Source organism: Enterococcus hailinensis (assembly GCF_045862035.1).
Taxonomy (GTDB): domain Bacteria; phylum Bacillota; class Bacilli; order Lactobacillales; family Enterococcaceae; genus Enterococcus_A; species Enterococcus_A hailinensis.
The window spans coordinates 19,963-41,695 of the sequence record NZ_BAAFRV010000002.1 but is presented as its reverse complement, the minus strand read 5'-3'; the positions used below and the strand labels follow the sequence as shown (position 1 = coordinate 41,695).

Annotated in this window: 15 protein-coding genes; 11 read left to right on the top strand and 4 right to left on the bottom strand. The window is 38.1% G+C overall.

The window, feature by feature from the left end:
- The first annotated feature begins 104 nt into the window (after window positions 1-104).
- The 10 genes from ACKTSC_RS01970 to ACKTSC_RS01925 all read left to right on the top strand — a co-directional run bounded on the left by ACKTSC_RS01970 (window position 105) and on the right by ACKTSC_RS01925 (window position 16,510).
- Window positions 105-1,559, top strand: a complete 1,455-nt coding sequence (locus ACKTSC_RS01970) for an AcpB/EbpR/MafR family transcriptional regulator (RefSeq protein ID WP_407856697.1) — start codon at window positions 105-107, stop codon at window positions 1,557-1,559.
- Between the two features lie 200 nt (window positions 1,560-1,759).
- Window positions 1,760-3,502, top strand: coding sequence for an ABC transporter ATP-binding protein (locus ACKTSC_RS01965; protein ID WP_407856696.1), 1,743 nt, complete (start codon window positions 1,760-1,762; stop codon window positions 3,500-3,502).
- Window positions 3,495-5,372, top strand: coding sequence for an ABC transporter ATP-binding protein (locus ACKTSC_RS01960; protein ID WP_407856775.1), 1,878 nt, complete (start codon window positions 3,495-3,497; stop codon window positions 5,370-5,372). Before ACKTSC_RS01965 ends, ACKTSC_RS01960 begins: the two co-directional genes overlap by 8 nt.
- A gap of 139 nt (window positions 5,373-5,511) precedes the next feature.
- On the top strand, window positions 5,512-6,450 hold the full coding sequence (locus ACKTSC_RS01955) for an NADP-dependent oxidoreductase (RefSeq protein ID WP_407856695.1): 939 nt from the start codon (window positions 5,512-5,514) through the stop codon (window positions 6,448-6,450).
- On the top strand, window positions 6,447-6,767 hold the full coding sequence (locus tag ACKTSC_RS01950) for a hypothetical protein (RefSeq protein ID WP_332580413.1): 321 nt from the start codon (window positions 6,447-6,449) through the stop codon (window positions 6,765-6,767). Before ACKTSC_RS01955 ends, ACKTSC_RS01950 begins: the two co-directional genes overlap by 4 nt.
- A 161-nt stretch (window positions 6,768-6,928) precedes the next feature.
- Window positions 6,929-9,655, top strand: coding sequence for a YhgE/Pip family protein (locus ACKTSC_RS01945; protein ID WP_407856774.1), 2,727 nt, complete (start codon window positions 6,929-6,931; stop codon window positions 9,653-9,655).
- Window positions 9,656-9,808: 153 nt separating this feature from the next.
- Window positions 9,809-11,632 (top strand): APC family permease, encoded by a 1,824-nt coding sequence (locus ACKTSC_RS01940; protein ID WP_407856694.1) that lies wholly within the window; start codon window positions 9,809-9,811, stop codon window positions 11,630-11,632.
- Between the two features lie 194 nt (window positions 11,633-11,826).
- Window positions 11,827-12,273 carry a MarR family winged helix-turn-helix transcriptional regulator gene (locus ACKTSC_RS01935; protein ID WP_332580411.1) on the top strand — a complete coding sequence of 149 codons (447 nt, stop codon included), beginning with the start codon at window positions 11,827-11,829 and terminating at the stop codon, window positions 12,271-12,273.
- Entirely contained in the window at window positions 12,273-14,654 is a 2,382-nt protein-coding gene (locus ACKTSC_RS01930; RefSeq protein ID WP_407856693.1) for an ABC transporter ATP-binding protein, read from the top strand. The genes ACKTSC_RS01935 and ACKTSC_RS01930 overlap by 1 nt, the downstream gene beginning before the upstream one ends.
- A gap of 14 nt (window positions 14,655-14,668) precedes the next feature.
- Complete coding sequence (locus ACKTSC_RS01925) at window positions 14,669-16,510, top strand: ABC transporter ATP-binding protein (protein WP_332653639.1); 1,842 nt, start codon at window positions 14,669-14,671, stop codon at window positions 16,508-16,510.
- A gap of 109 nt (window positions 16,511-16,619) precedes the next feature.
- Here the strand turns inward: ACKTSC_RS01925 and ACKTSC_RS01920 are convergent, their stop codons facing one another.
- From ACKTSC_RS01920 to ACKTSC_RS01905, 4 genes are read right to left on the bottom strand one after another with little or no spacing between them, the layout of a single operon-like run.
- On the bottom strand, window positions 16,620-17,282 hold the full coding sequence (locus ACKTSC_RS01920) for an ABC transporter permease (RefSeq protein WP_407855046.1): 663 nt from the start codon (window positions 17,280-17,282) through the stop codon (window positions 16,620-16,622).
- Between the two features lie 5 nt (window positions 17,283-17,287).
- Window positions 17,288-18,205, bottom strand: a complete 918-nt coding sequence (locus ACKTSC_RS01915) for an osmoprotectant ABC transporter substrate-binding protein (RefSeq protein ID WP_407856692.1) — start codon at window positions 18,203-18,205, stop codon at window positions 17,288-17,290.
- 3 nt (window positions 18,206-18,208) lie between these two features.
- On the bottom strand, window positions 18,209-18,844 hold the full coding sequence (locus ACKTSC_RS01910; RefSeq protein ID WP_332580406.1) for an ABC transporter permease: 636 nt from the start codon (window positions 18,842-18,844) through the stop codon (window positions 18,209-18,211).
- A gap of 2 nt (window positions 18,845-18,846) precedes the next feature.
- Window positions 18,847-20,019: an ABC transporter ATP-binding protein gene (locus ACKTSC_RS01905; protein ID WP_332580405.1), complete on the bottom strand. Its 1,173-nt coding sequence runs from the start codon at window positions 20,017-20,019 to the stop codon at window positions 18,847-18,849.
- Window positions 20,020-20,499: 480 nt separating this feature from the next.
- On the opposite strand from ACKTSC_RS01905, the gene queA reads away from it, so the two are divergent.
- Complete coding sequence (gene queA / locus ACKTSC_RS01900) at window positions 20,500-21,531, top strand: tRNA preQ1(34) S-adenosylmethionine ribosyltransferase-isomerase QueA (RefSeq protein ID WP_332580404.1); 1,032 nt, start codon at window positions 20,500-20,502, stop codon at window positions 21,529-21,531.
- The last annotated feature ends 202 nt before the right edge of the window (window positions 21,532-21,733 follow it).

Sequence of the window (21,733 nt, the reverse complement as noted above, 5' to 3'; positions counted from 1 at the left end):
CGTTTAGGTGTGGTTATTTTGGGATATAATGATAAAATATTATTATAATCAAAAAACTAATTAATGATATTAAAGGATTAATTGTTGCGTTAGGAGGTTTTTTTTTGCGGCGATTGCTTAAGAATACGACCCAAAGGCGTCTAGCGATTATTGGCGTATTACGGGATTTATTGGGGTGGCAAAACCCTGAAATGATTGCAGAATTATTAGATTGTTCAACTAAGACAGTTTTATCTGATGTAGAAGCGATCAATGATTATTGGGGAGAACATGTCGGCGTAGAATATTCCCGAATGAACGGGTTGCGTTTGAATGAGGCACTGCATAATAAGACGCGACAACTGGCTAGAAATTTAATGGAAGAATCCGAGGCCTTCCTATTTTTAGAACGACTTTTTTTTCAGCCGAATGAAGAGATTGAGTACTGGTTGAACGAATTATATATCAGTGAAGCAACTTTTTATCGGATGATAAAGCAGATAGATACCGTTTTAGCAGAAAAAGGTTTGATTTTAAATCGACGTCCATTTTATATTACTGCAGAAAATGAATGTTGGGTTAGAGATTTTTATGTCCAACTGTTTTTAGAAAAATATGGAATCAATGAATGGCCCTTCGACGTAGAACGAGAAAATGTTATCGCATTCATTAGAAAAATGAATCTATCTTTTGAGTTAGCTTGCAACGATCGTGAGTTATTGGAAAATAGCTACTTGTTGGCAGTAACGATCGTTCGCACATCTCAAGGTTTTTATTCTAAAGCTACTGATAATCTATCGGCTAATCAGAGAACGATGGAAAAAATTTTGAGGTTACGTCCATTTGCAGATCGCATCGTCCATGCGACAAATTATTGTGTGACGGAGCATTGGCAGGATGAAATAGCGAATAGTTTATTATGCAGTTGTGTGAATGGGGTCTTAGATAAAGATTGTCTGGAGACAGCCGCAGCTTTAGAAAGATTTATCGACGAACTAGAGCATATTTACGATGTTTCGCTGACTCCAGAAAAAAAACAGTACATGGTTAAACGGCTATTACGGATCAAAACCAAATATCAGTCGTATCCCTACTCGCGAACGATCCTTTTTGATTCTGCAGCCTATTTTTCTAGGAATGCACAATCGCAATTTCCACATTTTACAAAACACGTCCATCAATTGTTATTGCAGTTAGAACGGACGACCGGCGATCCTTGGTTCAGTCAATTTCACTTTGCTGTATTGGCTATCTTATTCAAAGAATGGGAAGGCTTGGCACTATCGTTAGATATTCGTTCATCTAAAGTTAAAATTTTAGTTGTTAGTGATTCAGGCAAGAGCCACGCTAAAATGATTGCTGAGTTGATTCAAAGCCGTTTCTATTATCGTGTAATGATCAAAATCTACGAAGGTTCCGCTTTAGAATTCCATTATGATGAAAGCTTTAAAAAATATGACTTAGTGGTAACGAATTTTCCAATTAAAAAATATCCATACAGCAATTTAAAAATCATTGATGATTTCATAACAGAAGTGGATCTTTCCGCCATCGGTGCAGTTGTTAAAGAAATTCATTAGAAGGCTATTTGGCCTTCTTTTTTGTGGGGAATAATAAAAAAATGAAGTAATAAAGTCGGGGATTTTTAATAAAAAAAGGGTAAATATATTAGAATTTTAGACTAAAAATCTCTATACTGAATAGGTAGCAATTATTTTTACTTGTTTAAAGTATTGTTTTTTTTTTCAAAGTTATTTTAGGCGTGGAAGGACGTGAACGAATGTTAAAAAAATTGTTGACAAATGTTGGCGAATACAAAAAACAAAGCCTTCAAACTCCATTGTATACGATGGGGGAAGTACTGATGGATGTGATCATGCCATTGATCATGGCTGGATTGATTGATCAAGGAATTGAAAAAAGCGATAGTGATACGATTTTACGTTACGGTGGCTTGCTTTTCTTATGTGCTATTTTTGCTTTAGCAATGGGAACGTTAGGCGGACGGACAGCCGCAGTGGCCTCAGCTGGTTTTGCAAAAAATTTGCGGCATAAATTATTTACCCAGATTCAAGGCTTCTCGTTTTCAAATATTGATCGTTTTTCAAGTGCCAGTTTGATCACACGTTTGACAACGGATGTGACCAATGTTCAAAATGCTTATCAAATGGTAATCCGTATTTTAGTTAGATCGCCATTGATTTTGATTTTTTCTTTGATTATGACGTTTAATATCAGCCGTGAGCTTTCTATGATCTACTTGGTGATCGTTCCGATCATGATCATCGGATTGGGAACGATTATCCGTTTTGCTTTTCCACTATTTGAAAAAGTCTTTCGTACCTACGACCGTTTGAACAATGTAGTCCAAGAAAATTTACAAGGGATTCGAGTGGTAAAATCGTATGTCCGTGAAGAGCATGAAGAAGAAAAATTCAGACAAGTATCACAAAGAGTTTTTGATAACTTTACGAAAGCACAAAGAATTGTTGCCTTTAATATGCCACTGTTACAGATAGCCGTCTATGTTTGTATGCTTTTGTTGTCGTGGTTAGGTGCGAAGCTGATCGTGACAGAAAGTGCTTTATCAACAGGTGAATTAGTCAGTATGTTTAATTATACGATGCAGATTTTAATGAGTTTGATGATGCTATCGATGACGTTTGTCCAACTGATGATCGCGCGAACATCTGCTCGAAGAATCTCTGAAGTGTTAAATGAAGAAAGTGATCTAAAAGATGGCGAAGATCCATTGACTGAAGTTCCAAATGGAGCGGTTGAATTTAAAAATGTATGTTTCAGTTACAAAGACGATATGGATAAATTGGTTTTAGAAAATGTTGATTTATCCATCAAATCTGGTGAAGTGATCGGAATCGTTGGCGGTACAGGTAGTTCGAAATCTAGTCTGGTCCAGCTGATTCCACGTTTATATGATGTGACACATGGTGAAATCAAAGTTGGGGGACATGATGTTCGACGCTATTCTTTAGAAGCGCTACGCGATCAAGTGGGGATGGTTTTACAAAACAATGTCTTGTTTAGTGGGACGATCGCGGAAAATTTACGCTGGGGCGATGCCGATGCAACGAACGAAGAAGTGATCCATGCTGCGAAAATCGCACAAGCAGATCCTTTTATCCAAGAGTTTCCTGCTAAATACGAAACAATGATCTCAGAAGGAGGCAATAATGTTTCAGGGGGGCAGAAGCAGCGTTTAACGATTGCCCGAGCATTGTTGAAAAAACCAAAGATTTTGATCCTAGATGATTCTACAAGTGCTGTGGATACTAAAACGGATCAGGCGATACGTTCCGGTTTGGCGAAAGAGATTCCGGGAACGACGACTTTTATCATTTCACAGCGAATCAGTTCGATCCAAGATTCTGATCGAATCATCGTATTGGATGATGGAAAAATCAACGGTATCGGGACTCACGATGAATTGCTGATGAATAATGTGATTTATCAAGAAGTTTTTGATTCTCAACAGAAAGGATTCGGTGATCACCATGATGAATAAAAATGAATCCACCAAAGCCAATCCTATCCAAACGATGAAACGCTTATTAGTCATCATGGCGAAAGAGAATAAGTTGCAATTACTTATTGTATGTATCATGATTTTACTAAGTGCATTTGCTAACGTTCGCGGGTCATTATTCTTGCAAGTAGTTATCGATGACTATATCACTCCATTGATCGGGCAAAGTAATCCTAATTTTTCAGGCTTACTGAAGGCTATTTTAACGATGGCATTGATTTATCTTGTCGGTATCATAGGGACCCTTTCTTATAATTTGATCATGGTCAAAGTTTCTGAAGGGACTCAGAAAAAAATCCGCGACCAAATGTTTGAACACTTAGAGACATTACCGTTGCGTTATTTTGATTCACGCTCTGCCGGAGACATCATGAGCCATTTTACAAATGATACAGATACATTGAGACAAATGATTTCTCAAAGTATCCCAAATTTGATGATGGCCTTTGTTACGTTCATCTCAGTTTTTATTGCGATGTTTTCTTTGAGTATTCCTTTGGCGTGTTTTGTGATTGTATCGATTTCATTGATGTTTGTCATTTTACGAGTGATCACAAATCGAAGCGGGAAATATTTTGGTGCGCAACAGCGTTCATTAGGTAAAGTAAATGGTTATGTTGAAGAAATGATGCATGGACAAAAAGTTGTGAAAATTTTTAACCATGAAGAAACAGCCATGAAAGAATTCGATGTAATCAATGAACAGCTGCAAGAAAGTGCCACGAAGGCCAATGCGACAGCCAATATGTTGATGCCGATCATGATGAATTTATTGAATATCCAATATGTTCTAGTGGCGATCGTCGGCGGGTTATTTGCGGTATATGGTGTGTCGGCGTTGACTGTCGGAATGATCGCTTCATTTTTACAGTTGAGCCGCTCATTGAATGGTCCAATTAGTCAGATTTCGCAACAAATCAATTTTGTGATCATGGCTTTAGCTGGAGCAGAACGAATTTTTCAATTATTAGATGAAGAACCAGAAGTAGACGACGGCTATGTGACGTTAGTCAACGTTACTGAAAAAAATGGGGAATTAACAGAATCTACAGAACGCACAGGTATTTGGGCATGGAAACATCCTCATGATGATGGAAGTATTTCTTATGTTCGTTTAACTGGAGATGTTCGGTTTGAAGATGTGAACTTTGGTTATAACGATGACCATGTAGTCCTACATGATATCAATCTTTACGCAGAACCTGGTCAAAAAGTTGCATTTGTAGGAGCGACTGGTGCTGGTAAAACGACGATCACTAATTTGATCAATCGATTTTATGACATCCAAGAAGGTAAAATCCGTTATGACGGCGTCAATGTAAAGAAAATCAAAAAGAGTTCTTTACGTTCTTCGCTAGGTATCGTTTTACAAGATACTCATCTATTTACTGGAACAATTAAAGAAAATATCCGTTATGGAAAATTAGATGCTTCTGATGAAGAAGTTTATCAAGCGGCGCAGTTGTCAAATGCTGAAACGTTTATCAATCATTTACCTGAAAAATACGAGACGGTCATTACAGGTGATGGCGATGGTTTATCGCAAGGTCAGCGGCAATTATTGGCGATCGCGCGAGCAGCGATTGCCGATCCTCCAGTAATGATTTTAGATGAAGCGACATCAAGTATCGATACCCGAACAGAAAGTATCGTTCAATCAGGAATGGATCGTTTGATGGAAGGTCGGACAGTCTTCGTAATCGCTCATCGCTTATCTACGATCCAAAATTCAGATGTGATCATGGTGATGGATCATGGCCGAATCATTGAGCGCGGCGATCATGATAGTCTATTAGCGGAACGTGGAATGTATTATCAATTGTATACAGGAAAAGTAGAATTAGATTAATATTAATAATAGTAGAAAAAGATGTGCGAAAGAATTTCGTACATCTTTTTCATATTATTGGAATTCACTAGATATTACTACTACAATGGAGCTAATGAAATGAATTCAAGTAGCTGAATCAAAGAAAGGGTGGTAGAAAATGAAACGTTTTGCGATGAAAGACTACGGAAGAGCTGAGGAGGTCTTGATCGAGATCGAGGCTCAACCAAGAGTAATCGATGAGACACATATCAGAGTTGCAATCAAAGCCTTTGCGATCAATCCGTATGATATTGCTTTGCGAAAAGGTGATATGCAAGCCTTTCGGAAATTAAAATTTCCTTATGTCTTAGGCAATGATGCTGCCGGGATCGTTACTGAAATAAAAGGTGATGACTCTCCTTTTGCAATTGGTGATGAAGTCCTGCTACACGCTGTTGGCGGTACCTATGGTGAAGAAATCGTTGTACCGACAAAAAAGGTAGTAAAAAAACCTGTCACGATGTCTTGGGAAGCAGCCGCAGGATCAGTTACGCCGTGGCTAACTGCTTATAATTTAGTCACACATGTTTTAGCTGATCAAATCGGAAATACAGTGCTGGTCCAAGGCGCATCTGGGGCAGTCGGTTCTTTGCTTGTTCAGTTACTAAAAAAAAGAGGTAAAACAGTCTTGGCCTCTGCCTCAATGCGAAATAAAGAACTAGTGCTAAAACTTGGCGCAGATGCATTCGGTGCGTATGATCAAGAGGACATTGGAAAATTATTTGCTGATCGTGCAGATACCGTGATCGATGCAACCAGAGGCGGCCATGGAAATCAAAGTGGCATGCATGCCATGAAAAAAGGTGGAAATTTCATCGCTCTGAATGAATTACCAGAAGAGAAAACCAAAGAAGGGCAGTATATAGCTTATAGTCCATCAAAAGAGTATTCAGACCAAGAAGCTTTGCTTTCATTTACTCAAATCGCTGATCAAATTCAAATAGCAATCGCTGAAGTACTTCCCTTTAAATTAAGCAGTGTGATCAAAGGACATAATAACTTAGCTGAACATGGTGCAGTTGGAAAAATTATTATCAAGAAAGGAATCGCTGAATGAACCAACAAAAATGGTATGAAGTCAAAATGAGCTTTGATGGCTTAGAAGAATTATCCGATGGGTATTACCGGATTCGTAAAATTGAAACGGGCTACCAGTTGGCTTATTTAATCGCAGGACCTTGTGGAGACAAAGTCATCCATCCAGAAATTACTTTAAAGTATCAAGATGATCAACTCCAACCAGTCAGCTTGCTTGATCTTGATAGTACGCCCATTCGTCGTTTGTCCAAAGAAAATGGTGATTATGAAGAGTTAGAACAAGCAACAGATCAATTATTGGATCGATTTCTTGCTATAAAAAAACTTAGGATTTAAGCATTTATTTAGGAGTCGAAGATGAAAAGGGATACAATTATGACAAATTAATCGGAATGTCCAAAAAGGTGATTTCAGCCACGTATTACAATTGAAATTTACCGAAATTCCATGCTACATTAAAACAGCAAAAAAAATAGTAGGTGAAATCAATGAAAGTTATTCAATCACTCAAAAATACGTGGCGTCTTTTCATATTAGACTGGCGTCGTATCATAAAAAATCCAATCGCAATATTCTTGATGGTCGCTTTATTTGTGATTCCTTCGCTATATGCATGGTTCAATATCAAAGCACTTTGGGATCCCTATGGAAATACAGGGGAATTACCGATCGCAGTTTACAGTGCAGATGCAGGAGCTAAATTTCAAGATAAAGATGTAGAAATAGGAAAAGAAGTCATAAAGAATCTCCACAAGAATAAGCAATTAGGCTGGAAATTCGTTGACTCGAAAAAGCAAGTCGTCGACGGAGTAAAATCTGGGAAGTATTATGCAGGTATTTATTTACCTAAAGAATTCTCAGAAGATTTATTAAGTTTTACATCAGGAGATATCAAAAAACCTAAAATCGAGTATTACTTAAACCAAAAAATCAATGCGATTGCTCCTAAGATTACTGATAAAGGAGCAGGTTCGATTCAACAAGAAATCAGCCAAGAATTTATCAAGACAGCTAGTTCCACCTTGTTGAAGGTTTTCAATGAAGTCGGGTATGATATCGATTCGAATCTAGTAAACATCAACAAAGTGAAAAGTTTAATCTTAACTACCAATGATAATTTGGATGAAATCGATAAGTACACCCAAGAGGTACTAGAAGTTCAAGGCAAGTTACCAGAATTAAAAGAAAAATTGGCAAAAGCTAATGAATTACAAACATATTTACCGCAAATCGATGAAATGGGTCAAAAATTGATCACATTGAATCAGAAAATGCCTGAAATCAAAAAGCAGGCCAGTGTCATTTTGACCTTGCAACAAAAAATTCCAGAGATTCAACAAGCGGGTACTCAAATCGCTCAAGTCGACAGCGACTTTGCAGAAATCGAAAAAACGATGAATGATGGTATCAATGAAGCCAAACAAGGTTTGACTATCATTCATCAAGTTCAAACGATCTTGCCAGATATTCAAAAGTTAGGCAATCAAGCAGATGACTTAGCTTCAACAACTAAAGATGGTGCAGAAAAATTAAAAGAAGCTGTGCCCAATATTTCAAGCAGTGTTCAAATTACATTGCAATCATTAGGACAAATCGCTAATACTACAAATTCTGTAGCTGATAATTTATCAGATCTTTTAAATAAGAATGAGTTAACCGATCAAGATAAGCAAGATATTGCTAATCTAATTAAAGATTTTCAAGCTAGTATCGCTAACCAAAAAGCAACTATTACACAATTAATTTCTTTCTTAAATGATTTGAAAAAAACTGCAGAGGATAATGGTAATACAGATGCAGTTAATGTAATTAACACAGCAATTAGTCATCTCAATAATATTGATGCTGTATTATCTGATCTAAGTGGTCATTTTGGGGAAATAAATACAGCTGTTCAAAATAATAATTTGCAAGATGCTAAAGATCTATTAAAAGAAGTCGACAGTTTTACAAAGCAAATTTCTGACGATGTTAGTGCTATTGATGTAACAGGAATTTCTCAGACAATAACTACAGTCCTTGATAAATTAATTTCAACGATCACTACGGCTCAAGGTGTGTTGAATCAAGCGCAACAAATTGATTTTGCTTCATTGTTGAATTCGACAGAAGGGACGGTAAGTACAGCCATCACCTTCTTAGAAAAATATCAAAAACAAATGCCGGCGATTCGTCAAGAAGTACACGATGCCAATACTTTATTGAACGGACATATGAATGATATTGTTAATGGTATCAATACTGGTGCGGATCTTTATAACAATGAATTGCCGACAGTCGAACAAAAATTATCTTTAGCAGCTAATTTTATGCAAAATGATTGGCCAGGTGTAAAAACTGATTTAACAGATGGTTTGAAAATGGCCAATGATAAAATGCCAGAAGTTGAAAAGGCTGTGGATCTTGCTTCAGATTTGATTAAAAATGATTGGCCGTCTTTACGTAATGGTATTCAAAAAGCAGCCGCTGCTATCGATAAAGGTGATCAAACGCTCGATCTTGGAGAAATAGTGAAATTCTTGAAATTGGATGCGCAAAAAGAAAGTGATTTCTTTACTTCACCAGTTGAATTAAAGACAAACACGATGTATCCAATCGAAAATAATGGTTCTGCCAGCACACCGTTCTATACGGCGTTGTGTCTATGGGTAGGAGCGGTATTGTTTTCTAGTGTAACTACGACCGAGTTTGTTTTAGACAAAAAAGATCGTGGTAAATATACCAAACGTGAACGCTACGGTGCACGGATGTTGACATACTTAGTTGTCAGCATCGGACAAGCATTGATTGTAACTTTAGGAAATATTTTCTTATTAGGTGTCGATGTTAAAAATCCGGTCTATAGTGTCCTATTCGCTGTTCTTATAGCATTGGCCTTTATGATGTTGGTCTACACGCTTGTAGCGTTATTCGGAACGGTCGGAAAAGGGATCGCGATCATTATTCTTGTACTATCGATATCCGGTGGGGGCGGGAATTACCCGATCCAAGTATCTGGTAAATTCTTCCAAGCAGTCAATCCGTGGTTGCCATTTACCCATGCGGTTAATCTTTTACGTGAAAGTGCCGGCGGTATTTACTGGCCAAACGCTACGCAAGATATCATTATTATGATCGGTATTTTTATCGTTTTTGGTATCTTAGGGACATGGGGATATCCACTCGTACAACCACATTTAGAGAAGCTTACGAAAGTCTCTCATGAAAGTAAAATCTTCCATTAAAATATGACAGGCAGAGCAACAGCTTATTACTGTTGTTTTGCCTGTTTTCATGTTTTACTTAGAGTATGTAAAGACGTTGAAAAAAACATTGACAATTAGGGTGAGTGCGAGTAATATTTCGCTTGTTTATATTTTTTAAAAGGAGTGAGTTTAGTGGATTATCTTAAGCGTTTGCTGGTTGGCCGGCCATTGAAGTCTTCTGAAAATGATGACCAGAATTTATCTCGTTTTGCGGCTTTAGCAATGCTTTCATCAGATGCGTTATCTTCTGTTGCATACGGTACAGAACAAATTGTGGTCGTGTTGGTGACTTTATCCGCCGCAGCGATTTGGTATTCATTGCCAATTGCAATTGTTGTTTTGATTTTATTAGCATCATTGATTTTATCTTATCGTCAAATTATTCATGCTTATCCTCATGGAGGAGGCGCCTACGTTGTTAGTAGTGATAATTTAGGCAAGAATGCTGGCTTGATTGCTGGTGGTTCGCTCCTAGTCGATTATATGTTGACCGTAGCGGTATCTGTTTCCGCAGGTGCAGAAGCGATAGCCTCTGCGATACCAGCGTTGTATCATCATCGTGTGTTAATTTCTATTATTATTGTTTTATTATTGATGTTGATGAATCTACGCGGCTTGCGTGAAAGTGCCGGCTTATTGATGACCCCGGTATACAGTTTTATCGCAGTTATTACGATTTTGATCGTTGTCGGTTTATTCAAGATTATTACTGGTGCCGAACCAATGCATGCGACAGCTCAAGTTGGCGCTGTCGTTCCAGGCATTTCGATGGCGCTGTTATTACGAGCTTTTTCTTCCGGTTCTTCTTCGTTGACTGGGGTTGAAGCCATTAGTAACGCCGTACCATTCTTTAAAAAACCACGGGCTAAAAATGCCGCCGGTACCTTAGCAATGATGGGTTTGATTTTAGGATTCTTCTTTACTGGAATTACTTTCTTGAACTATTGGTTCGGAATCGTGCCGACAGCTCAAGTAACAGTTTTATCTCAAGTTGGAGAAGCTGTTTTTGGTAAAGGAATCATGTTCTATATCTTACAATTCGTAACAGCGTTGATTTTAGCAGTGGCTGCCAATACAGGATTTTCTGCTTTCCCCGTTTTAGCTTATAATTTAGCAAAAGATAAATTTTTACCGCATCGCTACCAAGACCGTGGTGATCGCCTAGGTTATTCTAATGGGATCATTACGTTAGCTTTAGGTTCAATCATTCTATTATTGATTTTCCAAGGCTCAACCGAACGCTTGATTCCTTTGTACTCAGTTGGAGTGTTCATTCCATTTACATTGTCGCAAACAGGGATGGTCTTGAAATGGCGTAAAGAAGGCAAACATTGGTTAAGAAAATCAATCGCTAATATCATTGGAGCATTGATTTCATTTGCAATCGTCATTATCTTGTTTGCATATCGTTTAGTTGATATTTGGCCGTTCTTTATCATTATGCCGATCTTGATTTTTGCTTTTTATAAAGTACACACACATTATAAAAATGTGGCTGAACAATTGAGATTATCAGATGATGTCAAATTACATGAATATGAAGGCAATACAGTAATCGTGTTAGTCGGTAACGTCACTCAAGTGAATATCGGGGCAATCAATTATGCACGTTCGATCGGTGACTATGTGATCGCGATGCACGTATCTTTAGAAGAAAATGAAGAAAAAGAACGGGAGATTCGCCATGATTTCCGTGAGAAATTCCCAGATGTTCGTTTTTCAGTTGTACGCTCGCCGTATCGTTCGATTATTAATCCAGTTAGCCGTTATGTTGATCGTGTCAGCAAAAATGCGAAAGAACATAACTATACAACGACTGTCTTGATTCCAGAGTTTGTTCCAAATAAAACATGGAAACGTTCGTTACACAACCAAACAGCTTTACGCTTGCGTTACCGGTTATCGTATCGAGATGATATCATTATCAGTACGTATAACTATCATTTGAAAAAATAAATATGGGGAGTTTGTCCGAATCTGGGCAAGCTCTTTTTTTATTTAAATAAAATATTAAGAGAAAAAATAAAAACGTATTCATTTTTATTTTTAAAGTAAAAGACTTGATTTTAATGTCGAATAGCATTAATGTCGAATAGCATTAATTACTAACACTATTAGGTATTAATGAAAAATAAAAAAGGAGGAGTCTTATGACATTCGCAGAAGAAGCAGAACGCGAGCTCATGCAGATGATGTTAAAGAATCGCCATGGTGCTTTTAGTAAAATCGAGAAAAGCAGCAAAGGCGCTAGTATTGTCATCAAAGTTTTAGATCGTTTAGGTGAACCAACAAATCCTAAGTATTTAGCGGACACCTCAAACTTATCAACTGCTCGAATCGCTGCTGTTTTAAACAATCTGGAAAAACGTGGTTTAGTGATTCGGACGATGGATCCTGACGATCGTCGAAGGATCAATGTGAGTTTGACAGAAGCAGGTAAAAAAGCAGCTAAATCTGAAAAGCAAGAGATGCGTGCAAAAATTATTCAAGTGTTTGAGCTTATGGGAGAAGAAGACACCAAAAAGTATCTTGAATTAACTGCTAAGTTTGTCGGCTACTCTCAAAAATTATCCGCGGAAGGGGAAAGTGATCAATAGTGAAGATTTTTAAATACCTTAGCAAATACTGGTATGCGATTCTCGCCGTATTAATGTTATTAATCGTTCAAGCATACAGTGATTTGAGCTTACCGAGTTTGACGTCGGACATCGTTGACGTCGGTATCCAACAAGGAGGGCTAGAACAGTCGACTCCAGATAAAATCAGAAAATCAACGCTTCAAGGAATCGAGATCTTTATGACCGATAAAGAGAAGCAAACAATTGAAGACAATTATAAAGCAACTACTCAAACCGTTGATGGTAAAAAAGTTGATATTTATAAATTGGATCTTCAAGATGGTATGACAAAAGAAAAACTAGCCGATATCTTTAATCTACCAATGATGATGATCGCTTCCGCTCAATCAAAAGATTCTAGCAATGCAAAAGAAGCAAAAGCAGTCATCGATGATTACAAAACTATTTCTACTGATGCTGCGAAAGCTCAAGCATTAGGAAAAGAAGCAAAAACATTAGGTGAACAAGCACAAGCCGCTGGGAAAGAAGCTGCCGCAGCGACAGATGCTGCTCAAGCCCAAGCCAAAGGAGCAGAAGCTCAAAAACTTGCTGCCCAAGCGCAAGCAAAAGGAACAGAAGCGCAAGCGTTAGGTGCTTCAATCAAAGCTAAAAATGATGCGATGCCAGAAAAAGTCGACGCGGCTCGTAAAGCAACAAAAGAAAGTTTAGGCGACATGGGTGAAGATTCACTGAAAACAGTGGGTATCCAATTAACATTAGCTGAATACAAAGCATTAGATGTGAATACTGGAAAGATCCAAAATGATTACATGATCCAAACTGGTATGAAGATGGTTGGCTTGACATTAGTGTCAGCAGTAGCTGCCATCATCGTCGGTCTGATTGCCTCGTTAGTTGCCGCAACAGTAGGTAAAAATTTGCGTGTTGGTCAATACAAACGAACACTTTCTTTTTCAAATAATGAAATGGAAAAATTCTCGCCTGCTTCATTGATCACCCGTAATACCAATGATATCCAACAAATCCAAATGGGGATTGTTATGATCATGCGTATGGTTTTATACGCACCGATCTTAGGTATTGGTGGGATTTATCGTGTCTATCAAACAGGAACAGGTATGGGCTGGATCGTCGGAGTAGCGGTCGGTGCTGTATTGGTTTTAGTGATTGCATTATTAGGAACGACAATGCCAAAATTCAAAGCGTTACAAAACTTGGTCGACCGTGTGAACTTGGTTTCACGGGAAATCATTACTGGGTTACCAGTTATTCGAGCATTCTCTCGTGAACGTTTTGAAGAAAAACGTTTTGATGTTGCGAATACAAATTTAATGAAAACACAAATGTTTGTTAACCGTGCAATGTCATTGATGATGCCGCTTATGATGTTATTGATGAATGGTATTTCAGTCTTGATCGTTTGGGTTGGCGGTCACAATATGGACAATGGTCAATTACAAGTTGGTGATATGATGGCCTTCATCACTTACACAATGCAAATCGTTATGGCATTTATGATGCTATCAATGGTTTCAATCATCTTGCCGCGTTCAAACGTAGCAGCTGGTCGTGTCGATGAAGTCTTGAATACCGAACCTACCATCAAAGATCCAGAAAATCCAAAAGATGATCATGACTTTAAAGGTGAAGTGAAATTTGAAGGTGTTCAATTCCGCTATGGCGATGCTGATGCTGATGTTCTTCATCGTATTAATTTCACTGCCAAACCAGGACAGACTACGGCCTTGATTGGATCAACCGGTTCAGGTAAATCAACGATCGTGAATTTGATTCCGCGATTATTTGATGTAACTGGCGGCCGCATTACGATCGATGGTATCGATATCCGTGAAATGAGCATGCACAAATTGCATGAATTAATGGGCTTCGTACCGCAAAAAGGTGTATTGTTCTCTGGGGATATTGCTTCAAATATCAAATTTGGTGATGCTGATATCTCAGATGAACAAATGAAAAAAGCTGCAGAAATTGCTCAAGCAAATGAATTTATCAACGCTAATGAAAAAGGATTTGAACGTGAAATCTCACAAGGTGGGACAAATGTTTCTGGTGGACAAAAACAACGTCTGTCAATTGCACGTGCCTTAGCTAAAAATCCTAAGATCTTGATCTTTGATGACTCTTTCTCAGCACTTGATAACAAGACCGATGTTACTTTGCGTAAAGCACTTGCTGAAAATGTTAAAGGCGTTACACAAATCATCGTTGCTCAAAAAATCTCAACGATTCTACATGCAGACAATATCATCGTATTAGACGAAGGTCGCGTCGTTGCTCAAGGAAACCATGAAGAGTTGATGGCATCATCTACTGTTTATCAAGAAATTGCACAGTCACAATTAAGTAATGCTGAATTAGGCATTGAAGAAGCGGATTAGGAGGAGCGAAAAGAATGGCAGAACAAAAACAAAATCGCCCTCGTGGTGGCGGACCTGGACGAATGGGCGCACCAGTAGAAAAAGCTAAAGATTTTAAAGGAACAATCAAAAAATTAGTTTCTTATCTAGGCGCTTATAAAATCGGTGTATTCTTTGTAATGATCTTTGCAATGGCTTCAACCATATTCAATATTTGGGGGCCAAAAATCTTATCTAAAGCAATCACTGAATTGTTCAACGGGTTAATCAAAAAGTATCAAGGAACTGGCGATATCAATTTTGAAAAAATCGGCGGGATCCTATTATTCATGTTAGGACTCTATGTAGTCGCTTCTTTATTCGGAATCGTTCAAGGCTGGATCATGTCGACGATTTCGCAAAAGATCACTTATCGGATGCGTAAAGAGATTTCTGAAAAAATCAATCGCATGCCAATGAATTATTTTGAAAGTCGGACGACCGGTGAAGTATTATCTCGTATCACGAATGACGTTGATACTTTGGGTCAATCATTGAACCAAAGTTTGACTCAGTTGATCACATCGACCTTTACGATCATCGGAGTTATCGTTATGATGCTTTCGATTTCTGTAAAAATGACAGGTGTGGCGATCTTGATCTTACCGATCTCATTAGTCTTGATTTTGATCGTTGTCAAAAATTCACAAAAATACTTCAAAACACAACAAGAATATCTTGGTGTGATCAACGGGAAAGTTGAAGAAACAATCGGTGGCTATACGATCGTTCGTTTATTCAATGAAGAAGAAAACTCGTTGAAAGAATTTGAAGAACAAAACAATGTTTTATTCAAATCTGCTTGGAAATCACAATTTCTTTCTGGTTTGATGCAACCAATCATGAACTTTGTCGGTAACTTAGGTTATGTTGGTGTGGCAATCGTCGGTGGGATCATGGCTTATAATGGAACAATCACTGTTGGTGATATCCAAGCCTTCATCCAATATGTCCGTAATTTGACTCAACCAATCGCGCAATTAGCACAAGTTTCAAATATGTTGCAATCAATGGCTGCCGCGGCTGAACGTGTTTTTGAATTCTTAGCAGAAGATGAAGAAGACCAAACAGTTGAAAATCCTGTAATGATCGATAAAGCAGAAGGCATGGTTGATTTTGATCACGTTCAATTCGGATATACGTCTGATAAAATCGTCATCCAAGATTTTACTTCCCATGTAGATCCAGGCCAAACAGTAGCCATCGTTGGACCAACTGGTGCAGGTAAAACAACTATGGTTAAATTATTGATGCGCTTTTACGATGTAAACTCTGGTGCCATTAAAATCGATGGACATGATATCCGTGATTTCAATCGCGCAGACTTACGTAAAAATATCGGAATGGTGCTTCAAGATACTTGGTTGTTCAAAGGTACGATCATGGACAACTTACGTTATGGCCGTTTAGATGCTACGGATGAAGAAGTTTACGCAGCAGCGAAAGCCGCTCACGTGGATCACTTCATCAAGACGTTACCTGGCGGTTATGACATGGAATTGAATGAAGAATCTTCTAATATTTCTCAAGGTCAAAAACAATTATTGACGATTGCTCGTGCCATCTTAGCAGATAAACCAATTTTGATTTTGGATGAAGCAACTTCATCTGTCGATACTCGGACAGAAGGTTTGATTCAAGAAGCAATGAATAACTTGATGAAAGGCCGGACATCTTTCGTTATCGCTCACCGTCTTTCAACTATCAAAGATGCAGATAAAATCCTTTATATGCAAGATGGCGATATCAAAGAACAAGGGAATCATGAAGAATTATTAGCACAAAACGGATTGTATGCAGCTTTATACAATTCACAATTTGAAGAATTAGCAGACTAGTGTATAAACTAAAAGAAGCTGAGATAAACGTAGAAAATACGTTTGTCTCAGCTTCTTTTTTGATATCTGTTAAGTAAAAGATCAGCGTTTCGGTAATAGTAAGAACTTTTTATCTGCTAGTTTTACTTGCTGGATCTAACCGTTTTTCGGCGATACTCAAAATCCAGTCCGTAATGATAGCCATCAATGCAGTTGGCAATGCACCAGCTAAGATGATAGCTGTCCCGTCAGTCACGTTTGTACCACGCAAGATGATGTCTCCTAAACCACCGGCTCCAACGAATACACCGATTGCAGTAATTCCGATAGCCACGACAAGGGCATTTCGGATACCCGCCATAATAACAGAAATCGATAATGGCAGCTCAATCATATATAATCGTTGCCAATTTGTCATTCCCATTCCGGTACCAACATCTAAAGCATTCTTATCGACTTGGCGCATCCCAGTATAAGTATTTTTGATGATTGGTAATAATGAGTATAAGAAGACTGTTAGGATCACGACATTCACACCTAAACCCATTCCAATCATTAGTACAGAGATCATTGCCAATGAAGGAATCGTTTGGATCACATTAGCTAAACGAATGACCCAGTTCGCTAATTTTCGGTGTCGGGCAATAAAAATCCCAATAGGAATACCTACTATTGCTGCAAAAATGACTCCGTAAATCGATATCAAGAAGTGGCGTATAAATTGTGCGAAAATGATACTGCCATTCGTTTGATAGTATTGAATGAATTGTTGAAAAGTATTAAGATTTTCCACTACGCTCACTTCCCTTCGAAATAGTTATGTTCTTTTAGAAAATCTTCCGCCACGATTTGTGGTTCCACTAAATCATTGTCGGCCCGATAATTAAGTTTTTGCATTTCTTTCGTTGAGATCGTCCCTGCTAAACGATCCAAAGCATCTTTTACTTTAGGATCAGCTTTTAGCAACTTGTTAGATACGATAGGCGCCGCATCATAAGGCGGGAAGAAATTGAGATCGTCTTCTAACATCACTAGATCATAGCTGGCGATTCGTCCATCAGTTGAATAACCTAAAACGATATCCATTTTCCCAGCAGAGAGTGCATCATAAACTAAGCTGACTTGCATTGGAAGAATTGAAGAAAATTCAAATCCATAAGCCTGTTTGAAGCCTTCGTAGCCATCACCTTCACGAGAAATCCAAGAAGTATCAACACCAGCTTTTAATTCTCCAGATACACGTTTCAAATCACTCACTTTTTTTAAATTGTATTTTTCTGCCGTATCTTTTCGAACTAAAAAGACATACGTATTATCGAACCCATAAGAAGGGAACCAAGTTTGATCGAATTGCTTTTCAAATTGGTCATGAACGATATTAAAAGCTTTTGTAGGATCTTTTTCAGCGGGCAATTGCAGGATCGAAGATAAGTCAGTACCCGTATAACGAGCTGCTGAAATCGAAGCATCACCTTTGATCATCGCTTGATGATTGATCATATTGGTCGCTAAATTATTGATCACCGTCGTATCTTTATCCGTGTAATGCTCGACCATTCCAGCAACGATACTTCCTAAAATCTGCATCTCTGAAGTGATCCCGCCAGTAATAGCAATCGTATCATCATTGTCATTTGTAGCAAGCCCAGGGAACGAACAGCTGCTCAAAAGAAGTAAAGAAAGTCCTAACAAGGCAACCATTTTAAGTTTTTTCATTCATTACTCCTCCTTCCTTAAAGCAATCGGGGTCATACGATCTTCAAGCAATCCTAAGATAAAATCGACAATCAATGCCATTAAGATTACTGGGATCGTTCCGGCAATGATCAATGGTGGCTGGAAGTTGTTTAAACCACTAAAGATCAAATCACCTAAACCGCCCGCACCGATGTAAGAAGCGAGTGTTGCCCACGCAATAACATACACAGCGGCTAAACGAATACCAGCCATGATCGTTGGAATCGCAATAGGAAGCTCAACTGAAACAATCGATTGCAGATTGGTCATGCCCATACCTTTTGCAACGTCGCGATAATTTCGATCGACATTTTTCATTCCGATAAAGGTATTGCGTAAAATCGGTAATAATGAATAAATAAATAGTGCGATGATGGCAGGAAGCTTTCCTACACCGAATATCGGGATCATCAAAGCCAGTAGTGCTAATGAAGGAACTGTTTGTAAGACACTGGCAATTCCAATGACAACGTTTGAAATTTTAGGCAAGCGTGTTAAAAGAATACCTAAAGGGACTGCTACTAAAATCCCAAGGCCTAGTGCAATTGCAGAAATATACAAATGTTCAGCGCTTTTCGTCAGCATTTGACCTCCATATTGATTGAAGAATGCTTGCATGTTTACGCCTCCTCACTTGTAATATTTTCAGCGGCATCACCAAACGTTTCTTCTTCACCCCAAAGCACATCGTAAATGATATCCACTAAGGAAACTCTGGTTAAAATTCCTACGAGGTGATTGCGATCATCAACTACAGGTACATATTTTACTCCGCGTTTTAAGATTCGCTGTAAGCTGTCTCGCACTAATGCGGATTCTTTTACATAGAAGACATTCGGATTGATGATATCCCCAACGCTGGTAGCTTTACCGCGGCGGCGTTCTTTATCGATCGTTTCAATATCCACAAAACCTTTTAAGACGTTGTCTTCATCGACGATCAACAATGTATCCACGCGTTTTTCACGCATTAAACGAATCGCATTTTGTAGACTCTTTTCTGGAGTAATCGAAACTGCCGAATGCATCATGATCTCTCCAACAGTTGTGGTGTCTGGTTTTGCTTGTAATAGACGATCCTCACCCAATAATTCTTCAACGAATTCATTGGCAGGTTGCTGCAAGATATTTTCAGGTGTGTCAAATTGAATCACTTTCCCATCATCCATGATGGCGATTCGATTTGCTAGTTTTAAGGCTTCATCCATATCATGAGTTACAAAGACGATCGTTTTTCCTAAACGATCTTGTAAATCTTTGACCAGATCTTGTAACGAGTCACGAGTGATCGGGTCCAATGCACCAAAAGGCTCATCCATCAAAATAATGTCTTGATCCGCTGCTAGCGCTCGAACGACTCCAATCCGTTGTTGTTGTCCACCAGATAATTCATGAGGATAACGATCCAGCATATCACGAGGTAATTCCACTAGATCAATCATTTTTTCCGCCGTTTTGTTTTGTTCTTCTTTATCTACTTTTAATAGACGCTGAACGAGCGTGATATTTTCGCGAATCGTCATATGCGGCATTAAACCAATATTTTGGATGACATAACCGATTTGACGGCGTAGTTCGACCGGATTTTTCTTTTGGATATCTTCGCCATCGATTTTGATTGTCCCTTTTGTAGGATCGATCATGCGATTGATCATCCGCATCGTCGTTGTTTTTCCGCTCCCACTAGTACCAATTAAACAAATAAATTCTCCCTTTTCAAAAGAAAGATTGACGTCTTCGACAGCTACTTTGTTTCCGTTATAAATTTTAGAAACGTGGTCAAATTCAATCATTTTTTCACTCCTTTTTTATCTTCGGAAAAGCTATTCTTATCAAGAAAAATAGTTCCCAGATTCCTTCATAGTTATTTCTATTCCTTTATTTTTTAAATAATTTCATCGCTTGAATTATCCATTTTTTTTAAGATAGAATAAAATAAACAAATGACTAAATGTAATAAAGTGAACAGACTTATGATTTTAGTATGCAACAAGGGGAGATTAAAAACAAATAAATGGTGTTTTTTAGTCACAATGACCTAGATAAAAAAGTATTTTTTGGATCGAAAATAACACTTTCATAAATTGTTATTACGAATAAACTGTTTTTTATAGATGAAATAGATAAGAATAAAAAACGAAATTGTCTAATTTTAGAAACTCTTCAATGAAAATTACTGAAAGAATAAGTGGTCACTTGTATAAGTAAAACAGCGGGATGCTTTTCAAGGACAATACTCCATGATAGAATAGCGAAGGAAAAGAGGAGAAGCTATGTTAACGACAGAAGATTTTGATTTTGATTTACCCGAAGAATTAATTGCTCAAACCCCTCTAGAAAAACGAGATAGCTCTCGTTTATTGGTGTTGGACCATCAATCAGGAAAAATAGAGGATAAACATTTTGATGCAATCATTGACGAATTGAACGCAGGCGATGCGTTAGTCATGAATGACACTCGTGTATTACCAGCACGTTTGTATGGTGAAAAACCAGAAACCGGCGGACACTTAGAAGTCTTACTTTTAAACAACACCCAAGGCGACGAGTGGGAAACGCTAATCAAGCCTGCCCGGCGAGCAAAAGTCGGCACACAAATTATTTTTGGTGATGGTCGATTAAAAGCAGAAGTAAAAGAAGAACTAGAACACGGCGGACGAATCGTTGAATTTTCTTATGAAGGAATCTTTTTAGAAAATCTAGAATCACTTGGTGAAATGCCGTTGCCGCCATATATCAAAGAACGTTTGAATGATCCAGAACGTTATCAAACTGTTTATGCGAAAGAAAATGGTTCGGCAGCAGCACCGACTGCGGGGTTACACTTTACACCAGAACTACTAGAAAAAATTGCTGCCAAAGGTGTTCAATTAGTTTATTTAACGCTACATGTAGGGTTAGGAACATTCCGCCCAGTCAGTGTGGATAATATTGCGGAACACCAAATGCACAGTGAGTTTTATCGTTTAACAGAAGATGCCGCCGCTCAATTAAATACGGTTCGTGCAAACGGCGGAAAAATCGTAGCTGTCGGAACAACTTCGATCCGGACATTAGAGACGATTGGAACAAAATTTGATGGTGAAATCAAAGCTGATAGCGGCTGGACGGATATTTTTATTACTCCAGGTTATGAATTCAAAGTGGTCCAAGCATTTTCAACTAATTTCCACTTACCGAAATCAACATTAGTGATGTTGGTCAGTGCCTTTGCCGGACGTGAAAAAACCTTAGCTGCTTATCATCATGCCATAGAAGAACGCTATCGCTTCTTTAGCTTTGGCGATGCGATGTTTGTAAAATAAGAAAATTTTTTGCTATCTTTATAAAGAAAGACACCTTGGCGAGGGTCTTTCTTTTTATATGCAAAAATAAAAAAGCCAGGCTCTCGATAAGCCTGACTCTAAGTATCTCGGAAGGATTAAACCATTCGAATTTATATACTACTTTTATTTAATGGTACATGCAAAGTATTACATGAATTTCTTGACTATAAACATAAATCTT